At 42.3% G+C, this 17085-nt stretch carries 15 protein-coding genes; 5 read left to right on the plus strand and 10 right to left on the minus strand.

Annotated features, from left to right (window positions below):
• Nucleotides 1–19: 19 nt before the first annotated feature.
• From ftsZ to gshB, 7 genes are all read right to left on the minus strand, one after another.
• Entirely contained in the window at nucleotides 20–1210 is a 1191-nt protein-coding gene (gene ftsZ / locus B9T29_RS04115; RefSeq protein ID WP_086174698.1) for a cell division protein FtsZ, read from the minus strand.
• Between the two features lie 160 nt (nucleotides 1211–1370).
• Nucleotides 1371–2633: a cell division protein FtsA gene (gene ftsA / locus B9T29_RS04120; RefSeq protein WP_086174699.1), complete on the minus strand. Its 1263-nt coding sequence runs from the start codon at nucleotides 2631–2633 to the stop codon at nucleotides 1371–1373.
• Nucleotides 2634–2704: 71 nt separating this feature from the next.
• Complete coding sequence (locus B9T29_RS04125) at nucleotides 2705–3559, minus strand: cell division protein FtsQ/DivIB (RefSeq protein ID WP_086174700.1); 855 nt, start codon at nucleotides 3557–3559, stop codon at nucleotides 2705–2707.
• 3 nt (nucleotides 3560–3562) lie between these two features.
• Nucleotides 3563–4492 carry a D-alanine--D-alanine ligase gene (locus tag B9T29_RS04130; RefSeq protein WP_086174701.1) on the minus strand — a complete coding sequence of 310 codons (930 nt, stop codon included), beginning with the start codon at nucleotides 4490–4492 and terminating at the stop codon, nucleotides 3563–3565.
• Nucleotides 4493–4548: 56 nt separating this feature from the next.
• Nucleotides 4549–5997 (minus strand): UDP-N-acetylmuramate--L-alanine ligase, encoded by a 1449-nt coding sequence (gene murC, locus B9T29_RS04135; RefSeq protein WP_086174702.1) that lies wholly within the window; start codon nucleotides 5995–5997, stop codon nucleotides 4549–4551.
• Nucleotides 5998–6010: 13 nt separating this feature from the next.
• Nucleotides 6011–7108 (minus strand): undecaprenyldiphospho-muramoylpentapeptide beta-N-acetylglucosaminyltransferase, encoded by a 1098-nt coding sequence (gene murG, locus B9T29_RS04140; protein WP_086174703.1) that lies wholly within the window; start codon nucleotides 7106–7108, stop codon nucleotides 6011–6013.
• Between the two features lie 336 nt (nucleotides 7109–7444).
• Complete coding sequence (gene gshB, locus B9T29_RS04145) at nucleotides 7445–8389, minus strand: glutathione synthase (RefSeq protein WP_086174704.1); 945 nt, start codon at nucleotides 8387–8389, stop codon at nucleotides 7445–7447.
• Nucleotides 8390–8501: 112 nt separating this feature from the next.
• Here gshB and B9T29_RS04150 point away from each other — a divergent pair, with 112 nt between their 5' ends.
• Nucleotides 8502–8693 (plus strand): DUF3565 domain-containing protein, encoded by a 192-nt coding sequence (locus tag B9T29_RS04150; protein WP_086174705.1) that lies wholly within the window; start codon nucleotides 8502–8504, stop codon nucleotides 8691–8693.
• A gap of 162 nt (nucleotides 8694–8855) precedes the next feature.
• Nucleotides 8856–9032 (plus strand): hypothetical protein, encoded by a 177-nt coding sequence (locus tag B9T29_RS16800; protein WP_416202476.1) that lies wholly within the window; start codon nucleotides 8856–8858, stop codon nucleotides 9030–9032.
• Nucleotides 9033–9078: 46 nt separating this feature from the next.
• On the opposite strand, the gene B9T29_RS04155 is transcribed toward B9T29_RS16800, so the two are convergent.
• Entirely contained in the window at nucleotides 9079–9885 is an 807-nt protein-coding gene (locus B9T29_RS04155) for an SDR family oxidoreductase (RefSeq protein WP_086174706.1), read from the minus strand.
• 20 nt (nucleotides 9886–9905) lie between these two features.
• A complete protein-coding gene (locus B9T29_RS04160; RefSeq protein WP_086174707.1) occupies nucleotides 9906–10592 on the minus strand; it encodes a hypothetical protein in 687 nt (228 codons plus the stop codon).
• A 184-nt stretch (nucleotides 10593–10776) separates the two neighbouring features.
• Between B9T29_RS04160 and B9T29_RS04165 the strand changes: the two genes are divergently transcribed.
• Both B9T29_RS04165 and B9T29_RS04170 read left to right on the plus strand, forming a co-directional pair.
• Entirely contained in the window at nucleotides 10777–13671 is a 2895-nt protein-coding gene (locus tag B9T29_RS04165) for a valine--tRNA ligase (protein ID WP_086174708.1), read from the plus strand.
• 63 nt (nucleotides 13672–13734) lie between these two features.
• On the plus strand, nucleotides 13735–15234 hold the full coding sequence (locus tag B9T29_RS04170) for an SIR2 family protein (RefSeq protein ID WP_086174709.1): 1500 nt from the start codon (nucleotides 13735–13737) through the stop codon (nucleotides 15232–15234).
• A gap of 99 nt (nucleotides 15235–15333) precedes the next feature.
• On the opposite strand, the gene B9T29_RS04175 is transcribed toward B9T29_RS04170, so the two are convergent.
• On the minus strand, nucleotides 15334–15708 hold the full coding sequence (locus B9T29_RS04175; RefSeq protein WP_086174710.1) for an endonuclease domain-containing protein: 375 nt from the start codon (nucleotides 15706–15708) through the stop codon (nucleotides 15334–15336).
• A gap of 216 nt (nucleotides 15709–15924) precedes the next feature.
• Here B9T29_RS04175 and B9T29_RS04180 point away from each other — a divergent pair.
• Nucleotides 15925–17084 (plus strand): IS3 family transposase gene (locus tag B9T29_RS04180; protein WP_143223861.1). Its coding sequence is split into 2 segments (ribosomal slippage): nucleotides 15925–16177 and nucleotides 16177–17084, totalling 1161 coding nucleotides; the frame shifts between segments, so codons are not numbered across the junction.
• Nucleotide 17085: the final 1 nt, after the last annotated feature.

A 17085-nucleotide genomic window follows, 5' to 3' on the forward strand; every position in this document is an offset into this window, starting at 1 on the left:
AGATTACCTAGCTCTATCTTTACTTACGTTGCTGATTTTTCAAGTAATCTTGAATACTCATTGGGGTTGGACGTGCTGAACCCACGGTTGGAGCAGGTGCGGCACTAGTCTCGTTGTGTTGACGTTGAATTGCCGGAACATCATCATCCTCAACTACAGCCTGAGCGACATGACTAGAAGGGCGTGTCACAGGCTGGGAAGTTGGACGTTTTACCGCATCTGCAGAATCGGCTGAATTTCGGGTTAAACCTGTTGCAATCACAGTCACGCTAATTTCATCACGTGCATCCGGATCAAATACAGTACCGTAGAACACCTGACCTTCATCCAGATCGACTATCTGATTGACTACATCGGTAATTTCTTCAATTTCACCGAAAGTCACGTCATCACCACCGGTCACGTTAATCAAGATACCTTTGGCATTCATGATAGTGACATTATCGAGCAATGGACTACGGATTGCCTGTTCAGCCGCCTGACGCGCACGGGTTTCACCACGACCTGAACCCACACCCATCATGGCATAACCACGAGTACTCATGGCAGTTTTCAAATCGGCGAAGTCAAGGTTGATGTGACCTGGGCGAACCACAAGATCAAAGATACTACGTACTGCGTTCAGCAATACATCGTCTGCTTTTTTGTACGCATCTTTCATTGAAATGTCGCGGAATACTTTAAGCAAACGCTGGTTAGGAATAATAATCAGTGAATCGACATGCGCTTCTAAAGCTTCTATGCCTTTTTCAGCAGACTGTTGGCGACGTTTCCCTTCAAAATTGAAAGGTGTAGTCACCACACCAACGGTCAAAATACCCATTTCTTTGGCAATTTCAGCAACCACTGGCGCAGCACCAGTACCTGTACCACCACCCATACCCGCAGTGACGAATACCATGTCGGTACCTTCCAGATGCTGGCGAATGATTTCACGGCTTTCTTCAGCAGCAGTTTGACCCACTTGAGGATTTGCACCTGCACCCAAACCACGTGTGCTTTGCTCACCCAGCTGGATTTTGAATTGGGCATTCATACGGTCTAAAGCTTGCTTGTCGGTATTGGCACAAACAAATTTTACCCCTTGAATGTCGGATTCAAGCATATGTTGTACAGCATTACCACCAGCACCACCAACACCAAATACAGTGAAACGGGCTTGACCGTTGCTATCGTTTTGATCATCTTCTAAAAATTCAAATGAGGCCATGATCTTTGGATTTCCTAATTCGTAATTGGCAGTCACTTAAGCCCGTATACTGCCTTGATCTTAATAAAAATTGTGTTTTAGGATGCTGTCCTACTACATGCTTGTCAAGTACAAGCCGTTAGACGTACAACTTCCTAACAATATTCCCAATAAATTTCACTTAAAATATCGATTTTAACTGATTGTTTAACGCCGACCATGCCCGACCTACCCGCTTAAAGACTGTCAGTTTTTCAGGGTCTGTCGCTTCTACAATGGTATCTTGCGTATCACTTTGGCTAAACATCAACAAACCGGCAGCAGTCGTATATTGTGAACGACGTAAAGCAGCCTGATTCTGTTCTTCAGCATGCACTTGTACCGGCGGATTACCCAAATGCGCTGAAACACCCAACATATGACGTGCCAAATTTACCATGCCTTCAATTTGACTGGCATCCCCGGTCAGTACCACACCATGATACAAACCATGAATAGCCCCATTACGCTGTAACTCCTGATGGACCTGAGTCAGAATTTCTTCATAACGCGCAATAATGATTTCCGCCAGTTCAATGCGGCTGATGGTTTGTGGTCCATCAATGCCCTGAAATTGAATCATATGGTCAGGTTTGACCACTTTCAGGTCAACACAGCCATATAACAACTTCAACCGTTCAGCTTCTTCGGTCGTGGTTTGCAATACCGCAGCAATATCACGAGTGACATGTTCACCACCACGTTGCAAAGTATGCGTCAATGCCAGACGACCATCCAGATACACGGCAATATTGGTGGTACCGGCACCAATATCGACCAAGCATACACCATATTCTTTTTCATCTTTCAGCAAACTGGCTTCAGCAGTCGCCAAACAGGAGACCACCATTTTTTCGACGCCAATATTGGCTCCTTTCAGCGCACGATCCAGATTCTGCATGGTGCTGATTGGCAACATCATCAGCTGATAATGTCCCATCATGCTATGTGCAGACATGCGAATCGGATTTTGCACCCATTCAGCAGAATCGTCCAATTCAAAACCTAAAGGTACCGCACTGACCAGATAATGATCTGAAGTCAGATGGCTGGCTTTGGCCAACTCGAGCGCACGGACCACTTCGCTTGTTGTAATTGTATGGTCACTATTTTCAATAGGTGTACGACCTGAGGCATAAAAGCTTTTTAATTCTGCACTGGGAATGGAAATCCAAGCGGAATGCACCCGGCATTCAGCCATATCTTCTGCTTCTTGTACGGCATTTTTAATTGCAGTGATGACCTTGTCGAGACTAACAATTTTCCCTTTATTCATGCCTCGGTTACGAGCGGTTGCCATCCCAATCACTTGGATATTGTCTGGCGCATGTACCTTACCAATCAAAACTGAAACTTTGTGTGTCCCAATGTCAATCGCAACAACCGAGGGAACAGCTTCATTCATTATCTACTACTACCATTACGTGTTTAGTTAATTTATGGCCTTAAGCCTCTATTTTATATAAAGCCGCTCAATTATGGCTTTACCATTCTCGCATCTGCAATGCTTGTGTCATCAATAGTTACAACAAAATGACCATTTACAATATTCGGCGGTGCCGAATTCTTCCATTGTATGGCCAATCCATTTCGATAACGCAAGTCCACTGACGAAATTTTAGCCCAAACCGGTTTTAAATCACTTTGTGCCAGATGACTCAAGCGTTGAAGTTTACCCATGGTCTGATCCTGATCCACAATAATGCGTAAACCTGAATCAAACTGCATGAACCAGGTCATACGTTCTGTTAAATATAATTCTTTTAAACGAACATTGACCGGCAGGAATAACTGATTAATTTCATTGTAGCGACGCATCATCATTTTTGACTGAGAAGCAGGGCCATGCAGCAAAGGCAATTTCTGGTTATTTTGCGGCACCACTTCTGCAAAAATATCACCACTATCACTCAATAATCGCCCGGTTCCCCAACGGGCAATGGCATGACGAGGCATCACTCGCACACGAATTGAATTTGGCCATGCGCGTGAGACCACCACACGATCAACCCAAGACAACTCTAAAGCCTGATCCCGGATTTGTTCCAGATCAGAAGTAAAATAATTTTCCGTTACTTTGGGTGCCACATGGGTCGTGACCTGGCGATTTTCAGCCTCCGATCGGGTACCCACCACATTCAGCTCTGCCACCCGTGCATCAGTCATCACACCGTACAGACCATATACCCCCACAGCCAATACCACAAGTGCAACCAGCATCAATAACCAGCCACCCAGATTCGTAAGCTTTTCCTTACGTGTAGGTGGCTTATCATGAATTGAAGTAATTGCTGCTCGTTTACGACGCATTGAAGCAGGGAGTTGAGCCATAGTTTAGTGAGCCGCAGCCGTTAAAGTTTGTTCTAAAATAGCCACACACAATTCATCAAAACTATAACCAACAGCTTTGGCAGCCTTTGGTACGAGTGAATGACTGGTCATACCCGGAACAGTATTCACTTCCAGTAACCAGAAGTTGCCCTGTTCATCCTGCATGGCATCAATACGTCCCCAACCACTTGCACCTACGGCCTGGAAAGCACGTAAACACAAAGCTTGCAGACGCTTTTCTTCATCTTCACTTAAACCGCATGGAATGCCGTACTGCACATCATTACGGTTGTATTTGGCTTCATAATCATAGAATGCCACATCTTTTGGTGGTTCCAAGCGAATGACTGGCAAAGCCTGACCATTTAAAATCACAATGGTGAATTCACGGCCAGTGATCCATTTTTCCGCCATCACCACTGCATCATGTTCAGTCGCCTTGGTAATCGCATCGGCAAAGTCTTCTTTACGTTCAACTTTACTCATGCCAATACTTGAGCCTTCATGTACCGGCTTGATAATGAATGGCAGACCGATACTGTCCACAATGGCATCCAGATCAGAATCTTTGGTCACAATGCGATATGGCGCAGTTGGCAGTTCTGAACCTTGCCACACCTGCTTGGTTTTCACCTTGTCCATACCGATAGCAGAACCTTGTACACCGGTACCGGTATAAGGCAGGTTCAACCACTCCAGCGTCCCCTGAATTTGACCATCTTCCCCACCACGACCATGCAGCACAATAAAGGCACGGTCATAGTTGACCAGTTCAGTCACACTGCGTTCTTGAGGATCAAAAGCTTCGGCATTCACCCCCGAGCGTACCAATGCTTCAAGCACCGCCTTACCACTATCTAGAGAAACCTCGCGCTCAGCCGATTTACCACCAAGCAACACGGCAACTTTGCCGAATTTTGAAGCATTTGCCACGTTTATATCCTTAAACTTTATAACTGAACGATCACATTCAAAATCACACAAGGTGATTATTTTAAATACAAATTATTTTGTGCAAGATCAACCGAGATCGCACCCACATTACCTGCGCCTTGCGTTAATAACAAGTCATTCGCCTGTAACACTTTTTGCATCGCATTGGGTAAATTGCCATCTACAGGATCAATTAAAATCGGTTCAACATCACCGCGTAAACGAATGCTACGTGCCAAGCTACGGCTATCTGCACCCACAATCGGTTTCTCACCTGCAGGATACACTTCTAGCAATAACAATTGGTCAACTTGTGACAATACATCGACGAAGTCATCAAAGCAGTCGCGGGTACGGCTAAAGCGGTGCGGCTGGAAGATCATCACCAAACGACGGTCTGGATGACTTTGACGCGCAGCTTTAATGGTGGCTTCCACTTCTTTAGGATGGTGACCATAGTCATCCACCAGTTTCACATTACCGCCTTCCAGCTCAAATTCCCCCTGAACCTGGAAGCGACGGCCTACACCGCTAAATCCTTCTAGTGCACGGCAGATCGCGCCATCAGAAACGCCTTCATCGGTTGCGATACCAATTGCCGCCAAGGCATTCAGTACATTGTGCAAGCCAGGCTGATTGACAGTCACACGAAGCGGTTCACGACCTTTACGTAATACGGTAAAGTGAGTACGCATACCATCCTGATCAACCTCAACAGCACGAATGTCATTATCTTCATTAAAGCCGTAGGTTAAAAGTGGACGGCCAATACGCGGCATGATTTCACGAATGTTGGCATCATCACCGCATACTACAGCCAGACCGTAGAATGGAAGTTTCTGCAAGAACTGTACAAAAGTATCTTTTAAAACATCAAAACTACCGCCATAAGTGTCCATGTGATCGGCATCAATATTGGTCACGATGGTGGCCATAGGCTGCAAGTGCAAGAATGAAGCATCTGATTCATCTGCTTCAGCCACGATATAACGGCTGGCACCCAGCGCAGCATTCACCCCGGTACGGTTCAGCAAACCACCAATCACATAGGTTGGATCAAGGTTTTCTTCTGCCAACATACAGGTGACTAAACTGGTGGTTGTGGTTTTACCATGGGTACCGGCAACCGCAATGCCATGACGATAGCGCATCAGTTCACCCAGCATTTCCGCACGACGCACCACTGGAATACGGCTTTCAATAGCCGCTTTAATTTCTGGATTTTCAGGATCAATTGCGGTTGAAACGACAAGCACATTGGCATCTTTAATATTGTCAGCAGCATGGCCGATGTACACTTTAATGCCATTTTCTTCCAGTTGTGCCGTGGTTTTAGACGCTTTGATATCAGAACCAGAAACTTTGTAGCCCTGGTTTTTTAATACTTCTGCGATGCCACACATCCCTGCACCACCGATCCCGACAAAATGAATGTGTTTGATACGGCGCATTTCAGGCACTTTAATTAACTTTTTTGCTTGGTCAGCAGGAGTAGATGGGGACATATATTACTCTAATTTACAATTCTTGAATTAAACGAACCACGTGTTGGGTTGCATCTGGTTGAGCCTGTTGACGGGCCTTTACTGCCATTTCAGACAATAATTGACGATTCATCAACGGTGCTAAAAGTTCTTTTAAACTGTCTGGGGTTAAAGTGCTTTGCGGACAAATTTTAGCGGCACCACTATTAGCCAAGAATTTGGCATTGGCAGTTTGGTGATCATCCACGGCACTTGGCAGTGGAACAAAAACCGCAGCCACACCCGCAGTAGCAATTTCAGTCACAGTAAGCGCCCCAGCACGACAGATAATTAAATCAGCATTGGAATAGGCTTGAGCCATATCTTCAATAAATGGCTGTACTTCAACCTTTAACGATGCCGGTTTATCGACATAGCGTGTCTGGGTGGAATCGGCATGGTTTTGACCACATTGATGATAAACATTCAACGGCACATTGAGCTGTTTTAATGCTTCAGGCACACGCTCATTCAGCGCTTGTGCACCCAAGGAACCCCCAACAATTAAAATACGCAGCGCTAAACCTGCTTTTTCCCGCTCTTGGTAACGCCAGGACGGACTTAAAATTTCAGTAATTTCTTTACGTACCGGATTACCTGTAGTGACTATTTTGGCACTTGCCGGAAAAGTATTGGGAAAAGCCTGACACACTGTTTTCGCAATACGCGATAGCTGGGTATTGGTAAAACCGGCAATGGCATTTTGCTCATGAATAATCACGGGAATACCCAAGGCGCGAGCTGCCAGTCCACCCGGGCCTGCAACATAACCGCCAAAACCGGCAACAGCATCGACTTTTAGCTGTTTCATGTAGCGCATGGCACTTAAAGTGGCTTTTAAAATTTTAAAAGGGGCCAGTAACTTACGTACTGCACCATTACCGCGTACACCTTGAATATCAATCTGATAAATTGGAATGTCGTGATTTTTTAATAAGCGGTTTTCCATGCCAGTTGGTGTTGCCAACCAGGACACTTGAATGCCTTGCTGCTGTAATTCTTTGGCAACAGCAAGTGCTGGAAAAACATGCCCGCCAGTTCCGGCAGCCATCATCATCACATGTTTCGGCTTTGTTTGCGTTGCTTCGGTCACAGTCTAATTCTTCAATTTTAAAATAGGGATAACGAGATTTGATTTTAAGCCAACAATTGTAATCACAAACGCATAACCGTGAAAGGTTATTTACTTTTTTTCAACATGCGTTTCATTGTTTTTTTCTTCAGATTTTAAAGTTTAAACTAGTTTTATTATTAATCGAGCAAAAATATACATTTTTATGCGTTGTTCACCGCATTTTATGCGCTATTTTTTTTACCCGCTCCATCAATTCGCGCCAATATCTCCCGATCCAAATAAAAAAATCGGATAAATAAATAAGACAAATAAAAAGAGCCCCTTCTTAGGAGCTCTGATGGATCAAAATAATGCTTAAGCTTTTATACCTGCTTCCAGAACTGTAAATAAATCGTCGGCAATTGAAGTTCCAAACTGGTGATCAATTTCACGAATACAGGTTGGACTGGTGACATTAATTTCCGTCACGTAATTACCAATCACATCCAGCCCCACAAAAACCAAACCTTTTTCACGTAAATAAGGTCCCACTTTTGCGGCAATGGCTTTATCATTTTCACTTAAGGGACGCGCTTGACCCAAGCCACCTGCTGCCAGATTGCCTCGCACTTCGCCATTTTGCGGAATACGGGCCAGGCAGTAGGGTACAGGCTCGCCATTCACCATCAGGATGCGTTTATCCCCTTCTACAATTTCAGGGATATAACGCTGTGCCATAATCGGTCGGGTACCGTTATTGGTCAGCATTTCAATGGTAGATCCTATATTTATACCATCTTGATATAAACGGAAAATGCCTGTACCACCCATGCCATCCAATGGTTTTACAATTACATCTACCTGTTCTTTCAGAAACTCACGAATCAAACTGTCTTGTGAAGTGACCAAAGTGGGAACCTGAAGTTCTGGGAACTGGGTGGCGAAGAGTTTTTCATTACAGTCACGCAGGCTTTGCGGCTTGTTGATAATCCACGCCCCTTCACGTTCGGCCTGTTCCAGAATGTAAGTGGTATACACGAAGTTCATATCGAACGGTGGGTCTTTACGCATCAACACCACGTCATAAGCCGCGATGGACTCTTTTTTCTTTTCGCCCAATTCATAATAATGGTTATAGTCTTCAAACACTTTCAGTGGTGAAATTAAGCCAAAGGCTTTACCTTGTTCGATATACAAGTCTTGCTGCAATGCATAACCCAGTTCATGCCCACGGCGTGATGCTGCCCAGAGCATGGCCATAGAGGAATCTTTTTTCAGGTTGACATTTTCGATGGGATCCATCACAACAAGTACGCGCATATCTTTGCTCTTTTAAAATTAATCTGCTTAAGAGTATAACGGAGATTATTCTTTTCTTTTTCTGAATTTCGGTAAAGCTTTATCTATTCTTTTGAGTTTTCAGGAGGTTTTTATGCAGCAAGCAATTATTGGTTTTCACCAGGATGAAGAACAGCATTGGGTTGCAGATTTGGCCTGTGGCCATACACAGCATGTACGGCATGATCCGCCGTGGCAAAACCGTCCTTGGGTGATCACTGAACAAGGACGAAAAGAGAAATTAGGCGTGAGGTTGGAGTGTAAAAAGTGTGAAGAACAAATTTAGTTAACCTGAATCGCGGATAAGAAATTAACTTGAAAAAAAGGTGGCTGAAAACCATTAGGGAGTTACCACACCTCCTACGCCTTCAGCCACCATGTTCGATTTTACATATTTCTTCTGCATGATCGATGACTTTTTTCAAAAATTCGAAGCAACCTATTTGCAATTCTTAAAACGGAATGGATACCGAAACTTGGCTACCATTCCATTCAAGAAGCAAGACTGGATGTTGGGCTTTATTTAATGGAATATTACAACCGCATCAGACCACATCAATTTAACCAGGGGTTCAGTCCTTATGAGGCTGAACAAAAACTTAAAACTGTGTCCAATATTTGTTGACCACTACACTTTAAAGCTTCTTCCTTTAAAAAGGAGGGCTCTTGAATTATTTCACCTTCATCTTACGGATCATTTTATACAGTGTGCTTGGTGATAAGCGCGATACCCATACGCCCAGTTTTTCTTTTGTCCCACCCACCACAATGTATTCTTCACCATTCAACAAAGCTGTGACCACTGTTTTGGCAAACACTTCCGGCTCTAGACCATTTTCAATGGCTTCATCCTGATGTCCTTGCGGTTTTCCGGCACCATTTAAGGCATTAAACGACACATTGGTTTTGACAAAACCCGGGAACACGACACTCACATCCACGCCATCTTGTGCCACCTCTGCACGCAAGCTATTGGCCCACATATGAATGGCCGCTTTTGCTGCCGAGTAACTGGCACGGTATTGGGTACCCAATAAACCTGCCACACTGGAAACAAAGATAATCCGGCCAGACTTCTGTTTCAGGAAAGTAGGCAGTACGGTTTTGGTCAGAAAAACTTGCGAGAAGTAATCTACTTCCATAATCGCACGTTCGGTTTGCATGGTGGTGTCGGCAATTAAGGCGCGCTGGCTTAAACCAGCATTGTTAATCAGCCAGTCAATACGACCTTTTTGGTTCAGTACCTGTTCATAGGCATGGCGAACCTGATTTTCATCGGTAATATCGGCACTGATACACATATGCTGTTCAGGATGGGCAAGACTTAAACGGACATTTTCCAGCTCCTCCACGCGGCGTGCAGTCAGTACTACCTGTGCACCCTGCAAGGCACATTTCTGAGCAAGTGCCTTACCCAAGCCTGAAGATGCACCGGTAATCCATACCACTTTATTGTCTAAACTGCCCTGCTGCGCCATGTGATGGTTCCTGTTTTGAGTTACGATTCAGAATTGTTTGAGCTGTCTTTTTTAGGCTCTGGATTCAAAAACATCAGAAAATGGTCAAAGTAACGATGGGTTTCGTGAGCATCGTAATAAGTCCCGATTTTTTCTAAACGTTTATAGCCTATTTGCGTGGTAAAACTAATAACACCATTTAAGGTTTTATCAACCACAAAATTGAATTTCAACATTTTTTTAGGCTCACGTACCAAATGTGTCACGCCCTGATCGACCATTTCGGTAAAAGCTTTCAAAGCAGGCGAAACATATTGGCTATTGCCGCTTTTGACTTGTTCCACACAGCCTAGCAGTTCCACCACCAACACATGATCAACACGATAGGAAATATAGTTTTGACCATTTTTTTCGTGTGCCATCTTAATCAAATAGTTGACCATAGGAATCAAGCGGTCATTACCAAAGAATGAAACCGACCATGGCATATATTTACGCACGGTATCGATAATTTGTTGAACTGCCTTTTCAGATTCGCGATCATCCGAGGTAGATAAACGGGCAATTTCACCAAACACCTGATCGACAATTTCACAAGAGATATCTGCCAGCACTTCACCTAGCGGTTTGGCCAGACTTTCATTTTCACCCTGATTCAGTTGCTGGTGTATTTGCTGGAACCGTTGATGCGTTTCGGCCTTTAATTTTAAAGAAATCATATAACTCATAATAATTATCTCCTTTTAGAATTGTTCTGCGATCATCTGCGCTGTTTTTATAATACTCTCATCATAGAACCTAATTGTGTATGTGCCAAATGCTTATTTTTTGCATTTTCTTTAGCTGCCTAATCTGTCTTTTTTTTTGCTACAATAGATGCAATTTTTTATTCACTTTCGATCTGTTTTCACTATGACTGATTCTGCGCAAAATATTGCTACGACCTACGATCCTACCGAGATCGAGAAAAAATGGTACAAGACTTGGGAAGAGAATGGCTACTTCAAGCCATCTCAGAAAGGCGATTCATTCTGTATCATGATTCCGCCACCAAACGTCACCGGTAGTTTGCACATGGGTCATGGTTTTAACAATGCCATCATGGATGCCTTGACTCGCTACAACCGTATGTCTGGCAAAAACACCTTATGGCAACCAGGTACTGACCATGCCGGTATCGCAACGCAAATGGTTGTAGAACGTCAATTGGGTGCTCAAGGTGTAAGCCGTCATGACTTGGGCCGTGAAAAGTTCATCGAAAAAGTCTGGGAATGGAAAGAACAGTCTGGCGGCAACATTACCCATCAAATCCGTCGTTTAGGCTCATCTGTAGACTGGTCACGCGAACGCTTCACCATGGATGAAGGCTTATCCAATGCGGTTAAAGAAGTATTCGTAAAACTGCATGAACAAGGCTTGATCTACCGCGGTAAACGTCTGGTTAACTGGGATCCAAAATTACAAACTGCCCTGTCTGACCTGGAAGTTGAGTCTGATAAAGAAGAAGCTGGTTCACTCTGGCATTTCAAATATTTCTTTGAAGATAAATCACTGCGTACCCACGACGGTAAAGACTACATCGTTGTTGCTACGACTCGTCCTGAAACACTTTTAGGTGATACAGCGGTTGCAGTTGCACTTGATGATGAGCGCTATGCAGATCTAGTCGGCAAAAACATCATCCTACCTATTACAGGCCGTGCAGTTCCTATCGTTAAAGACGAATATGTAGACAAAGAATTTGGTACCGGCTGTGTGAAAATCACCCCTGCACACGACTTCAATGACTATGAAGTAGGTAAACGCTGCGAATTGCCAATCATCAACATCTTCAACAAAAATGCTGAAGTTCTTGCTGAGTTTGAATACATTGCGAAAGCTGGCGAACAGATTTCTAAAACTATTCCTGCACCCGCGGAATACGTTGGTTTAGAACGTTTTGAAGCACGTAAAAAATTAGTAGAACAAGCTGAAAGCGAAGGCTGGTTAGATCAAATCCAACCGTACACATTGAAGCCACCTCGCGGTGACCGTTCAGGTGTAATCGTTGAGCCATTATTGACAGACCAATGGTATGTGAAAATTGCGCCACTTGCTGAGCCTGCAATTAAAGCGGTTAAAGATGGCGAGATTAAATTTGTGCCTGAGCAGTACAGCAACATGTACATGGCTTGGATGAACAACATTCAAGACTGGTGTATCTCGCGTCAATTGTGGTGGGGTCACCGTATCCCTGCTTGGTACGATGCGGAAGGTAATGTTTACGTTGGTCGTGACGAAGCTGAAGTTCGTGCAAAAAACAACATCGCCCCTGAAGTTGAATTGAACCAAGACGAAGACGTACTGGATACATGGTTCTCATCGGGTCTTTGGACATTCTCAACATTGGGTTGGACTGGCGATGCCAAGAAAGATGCGGAAAACTATTTCTTAAATACTTTCCACCCGACTGATGTACTGGTAACTGGTTTCGACATCATCTTCTTCTGGGTTGCCCGCATGATCATGATGACCATGCACTTCATGAAAAATGAAGATGGCACACCGCAAGTTCCGTTCAAAACTGTGTATGTACACGGTCTGGTACGTGATGGCGAAGGTCAGAAGATGTCTAAATCTAAGGGCAACGTACTTGACCCATTAGACCTGATTGACGGTGTTGATCTTGAAACCTTGGTACAAAAACGTACAACAGGTTTGATGAACCCGAAACAGGCAGCGAAGATTGAAAAATCGACTCGTAAAGAATTCCCTGAAGGTATTCAGGCTTACGGTACAGATGCAGTTCGTTTCACATTCTGTGCCCTTGCCAACACGGGTCGTGACATCAAGTTCGATATGAAACGTGTGGAAGGTTACCGTAACTTTGCCAACAAAATCTGGAACGGTACTCGTTTCGTATTGATGAACGTTGAAGGTCAAACCGTTGGTCAAACTGCACGTCCTGATCTTTGGGAATTACCTGAACAATGGATCGTGAGCCGTCTGCAAAAGGCGGAAGCTGCGGTTCAACAAGCATTTGCAACTTATCGTTTAGACTTGGCTGCTCAAGCGATTTATGAATTCATCTGGAATGAATACTGTGACTGGTATGTAGAGCTGACTAAACCGGTTCTGAACGATGAAAACGTATCTGAAGAACGTAAAGCTGAAGTTCGCCGTGTGTTGTTGGCGGTGATGGAAGCGTCTTTACGTCTAGCTCATCCAATTATGCCGTACCTGACTGAAGAAATCTGGCAAACCCTTGCGCCAATGATTGGTCTAGGTGCTGAAACCATTATGCTTGCGCCATACCCTGTTGCTGACCAAGCATTGATGAACGACCAAGCTGAAGCAGATATGCAATGGCTACAAGGTTTGATTGGTGCGGTGCGTAACATCCGTGGTGAGATGGGCTTAGGTAATGCTCGCTTGTTACCAGTTCTACTTCAAAACACGACTGATGCTGAAAAAGCACAGATCACGCGTATTGAAGCATTGTTCAAAGCATTGGCGAAAGTTGAAAGCATCACCTTCTTGGCTGATGGCGAACAACCACCATTGTCTTCGTCGAGTGTTGTAGGTCATGTGTCTGTATTCGTTCCAATGAAGGGCTTAATTGACCCTAAAGCAGAATTGGGTCGTCTACAAAAAGACTTAGACAAAGTTCAAAAACAGCATGACCAAATTGCGACTAAGCTTTCTAACGAAGGTTTCGTAGCAAAAGCACCTGCTGCTGTGGTTGAAGGTGAGAAAGTGAAACTTGCTGAGTTTGCTGATCAGTTAGCGAAAATTAAAGCGAATATGGAGCAGATTGCGGCGCTTTAATGTGTTGTTAGTTTGATATATTTCGTGTAAAAAGAAGCCTTTATAGGCTTCTTTTTTTGTTATATGAATATTGATAATTTATTATTAAATTTAAAAAATGATCACAAACTTAGTGAAAATGAGGTCAATAACAATATAGATACATTATTGCGTTCAGTAGTTTTTGAAGATATTAAAAAGAAAAAAATAAATTTTGTTCGTAATTACAAAATCAGTGAAAAAGCAATTTGTGATTTATATCTATTCGATTCTTACGAAAACTTTGAAGGTCCTATTGTTATCGAGTTTCAACCATATATAGATTCAAATTACTTTCACAATTTACTCAACCATCTTGTATTTAGTAGTAATGTAAACTATAAAACCTTATTAATTATTCATTTAAATGATTTTTATCCAGAAGAAATTTTAATAGAAGAAGCGAAGTTATGTGGTATTGAAATTCACTTTATAAAAAAATCATTTATCAATAAAATAATTAATAGAAACAAAAATTTAACAGAAAAAATTATAAAAAATTTATTTTCTATAAAAATTAAAGAAGCTGTTTTTAATAAAGAAGATGATTGGAAGACTAAAAGATCAAATTTAATTCTAGAATTAAAAAAAATATATAATGAAAGTGGTAAGACTACTTTGTTAACAGGAGCTGGCATTTCTTGTAGTGCGAATTTACCAAGCTGGAATGAATTGATATCAGGTCTATTTATTACTTATTTAATTAACATTAATTTTGATAATAGCGAGTTACAAGATATTAAAGCAGGAGATTTTATAAATTCAATTAAAGACATAAATAAGAATTTTTCAGAAAAACATTTAAAATCTGCTCTTTTATCAGCAAGATACCTACGAAAAGGGTTAGCTACTGATGATAAAGAAAACAGTAATGATTTTATCGATATTTTAAGAAAAAACTTATATAAAAATGAAAAAAATAGGGAATCCAAGTTAATTGAAGTAATTGGTAAATTATGTTTTCCTACAAGGACAGGTGCAAAAATTCATTCAATTATCAATTATAATTTTGATGATTTACTTGAACAACATTTTGAAAAACTTAATTTAAAGAATAAACCTATATATTTTCAAAATGCAACATATACCAATGAAGAATTACCTATATATCATGTTCATGGATTTATACCTGAATATTCCAACAACTATAACAACCTAGAATTAATAGAAATGGTATTTTCTGAGGAAGGTTACCATCGAATGTATTCAAACCCATATCATTGGTCAAATCTCGTACAATTAGCAAATTTTCGAGATAATACCTGCGTAATGATAGGACTTTCAATGGACGATCCAAATTTACGAAGACTGTTAGATATTGCTCAAAATGGAAACCCGAATGCTAACCATTATGCATTTCTTAAACGTGTAACTCTTTCCGAAATCTCAACTAAAAATGAAGGTGAATCTGTTATTGTTGAGGTATCTTTTTTAGAACGACACCATAAGTTACAAGAACTTATTTTTAAAGAATTAGGCGTTAACGTAATCTGGTTTGAAGAATTTGATGAATTACCCCAATTACTAGGTCAATTACTAAATTAACCATCCCTTCAGCCCTCTCCCAGTTGGAGAGGGAGCCTCATTTGATTTAATACCTGCATGAATTTTAAAACTGATATTCCCTCTCCTCCGAGGAGAGGGTTAGGGAGAGGTGTGCTTTAATTCATGACATTTTTGCCACAAATCCTCCAACACCACATCCGTCCGCCCCAACACATCATGATTCCAATACCTCACAACCGTTAAACCCAAAGCTTCTAAAAAATGAGTCCGTTCGGCATCATATTCAATCGCTTCATCAGCTCCATGCTGACTACCATCCAACTCAATCACTAAACCAATTTCATGGCAGTAAAAATCCACAATATACGGAGCAATCACATGCTGACGACGAAATTTAAGATTCATAAATCGCTTGGCACGGAGAATTTGCCACATCAGATTTTCAGCATCGGTGGCAGAGTGGCGCATGGATTTGGCGAATATTAGTAGTTGAGGGTCGATTTTCTTGTTCATAGGATTTTGTTTTTATCGTTTTCTTTACATTAGCAAATTTTATGACCTCTCCCTAGCCCTCTCCTACAAGGAGAGGGAACGTTCATTATTAAGTTACTTGATGGCATTTAATCAGATGCAGCTCCCTCTCCCTATGGGATGAGAAGCATTGCTTGTAGTGGTCTAATAAAGCTGGACACCAAATTAGGTGATAATAGATTCACCAATGAGGTGCTTATGAAACCAAGACGTACATTTACTCCAGAGTTTAAACTCGAAGCTGCTAGTCTTGTATTGGATCAAGGGTATTCAATCTTACATGCTTGCCGTGCCTTAGATGTGGGTCAGACTGCTATGAGACGTTGGGTCGATCAGCTTCAATCAGAACGTACTGGGCAGACGCCAACTCACAATGCTTTAACCCCAGAACAACGCAAGATTCAGGAACTGGAAGCTCGGATTTATCAGCTTGAGCAGGAGAAGATGATTCTAAAAAAGGCTACAGCTCTCTTAATGTCAGACGAGTTCAAACATATGCGCTGATAGACCGGTTAAGAAAGCTGAGCTCTGTTGAGTTGGTCTGTCGCGCTTTTGGTGTGCTTCGCTCAAGTTACTATCATTACCGTGCTAGACATAGTATGCATAGCTCTAAACGGTTACAACTTAAAGTGATGATTTCCAGCATCTTTAAGCAAAGTCGCAACTCCTTAGGCAGCCGTGGCATGAAATACGCATTGCAAAATCAAGGTATAAAGGTTGGACGATATTTAGTACGGAAACTTATGCGGAATCTAGGTCTGATTTCAAAACAGCGTAGAAAGCATAGATATCAAAGCTACACTGTCGATGATACTGGTACGGTAAATGTGTTGAATAGACAATTCAGTCCTGCCAAGCCAAATCGTGTATGGACTAGTGATATTACGTACATCTGGACTGGTAAAAGTTGGGCATATTTAGCTGTCGTGCTAGATCTATATGCCCGCAGAGTAATTGGATGGTCGATCTCAGATCAAGCAAGTCAGCAATTGGTAACCAAAGCATTAGACGACGCTTGGCAATGCAGAGGAAAACCGTCAGGTGTGATATTTCATACCGACCAGGGTAGCCAGTATAAAAGCCATATGTTCAGGCATAAGCTTCAGCAATATGCGATGGTACAAAGCATGAGCCGCAAGGGAAACTGTTGGGATAATGCCCCAACAGAGAGGCTATTCAGAAGTCTTAAAACGGAATGGATACCGAAACTTGGCTACCATTCCATTCAAGAAGCAAGACTGGATGTTGGGCTTTATTTAATGGAATATTACAACCGCATCAGACCACATCAATTTAACCAGGGGTTCAGTCCTTATGAGGCTGAACAAAAACTTAAAACTGTGTCCAATATTTGTTGAC

It is taken from the genome of Acinetobacter sp. ANC 3903, assembly GCF_002135315.1.
In the GTDB taxonomy this organism is placed as follows: domain Bacteria; phylum Pseudomonadota; class Gammaproteobacteria; order Pseudomonadales; family Moraxellaceae; genus Acinetobacter.

Coding starts and splice junctions, on each gene's coding strand:
- ftsZ (WP_086174698.1), bottom strand. CDS start 1,210: ATGGCCTCATTTGAATTTTTAGAAGATGATCAAAACGATAGCAACGGT.
- ftsA (WP_086174699.1), bottom strand. CDS start 2,633: ATGAATGAAGCTGTTCCCTCGGTTGTTGCGATTGACATTGGGACACAC.
- B9T29_RS04125 (WP_086174700.1), bottom strand. CDS start 3,559: ATGGCTCAACTCCCTGCTTCAATGCGTCGTAAACGAGCAGCAATTACT.
- murC (WP_086174702.1), bottom strand. CDS start 5,997: ATGTCCCCATCTACTCCTGCTGACCAAGCAAAAAAGTTAATTAAAGTG.
- gshB (WP_086174704.1), bottom strand. CDS start 8,389: ATGCGCGTACTTGTTGTGATGGATCCCATCGAAAATGTCAACCTGAAA.
- B9T29_RS04150 (WP_086174705.1), top strand. CDS start 8,502: ATGCAGCAAGCAATTATTGGTTTTCACCAGGATGAAGAACAGCATTGG.
- B9T29_RS04155 (WP_086174706.1), bottom strand. CDS start 9,885: ATGGCGCAGCAGGGCAGTTTAGACAATAAAGTGGTATGGATTACCGGT.
- B9T29_RS04160 (WP_086174707.1), bottom strand. CDS start 10,592: ATGAGTTATATGATTTCTTTAAAATTAAAGGCCGAAACGCATCAACGG.
- B9T29_RS04165 (WP_086174708.1), top strand. CDS start 10,777: ATGACTGATTCTGCGCAAAATATTGCTACGACCTACGATCCTACCGAG.
- B9T29_RS04170 (WP_086174709.1), top strand. CDS start 13,735: ATGAATATTGATAATTTATTATTAAATTTAAAAAATGATCACAAACTT.
- B9T29_RS04175 (WP_086174710.1), bottom strand. CDS start 15,708: ATGAACAAGAAAATCGACCCTCAACTACTAATATTCGCCAAATCCATG.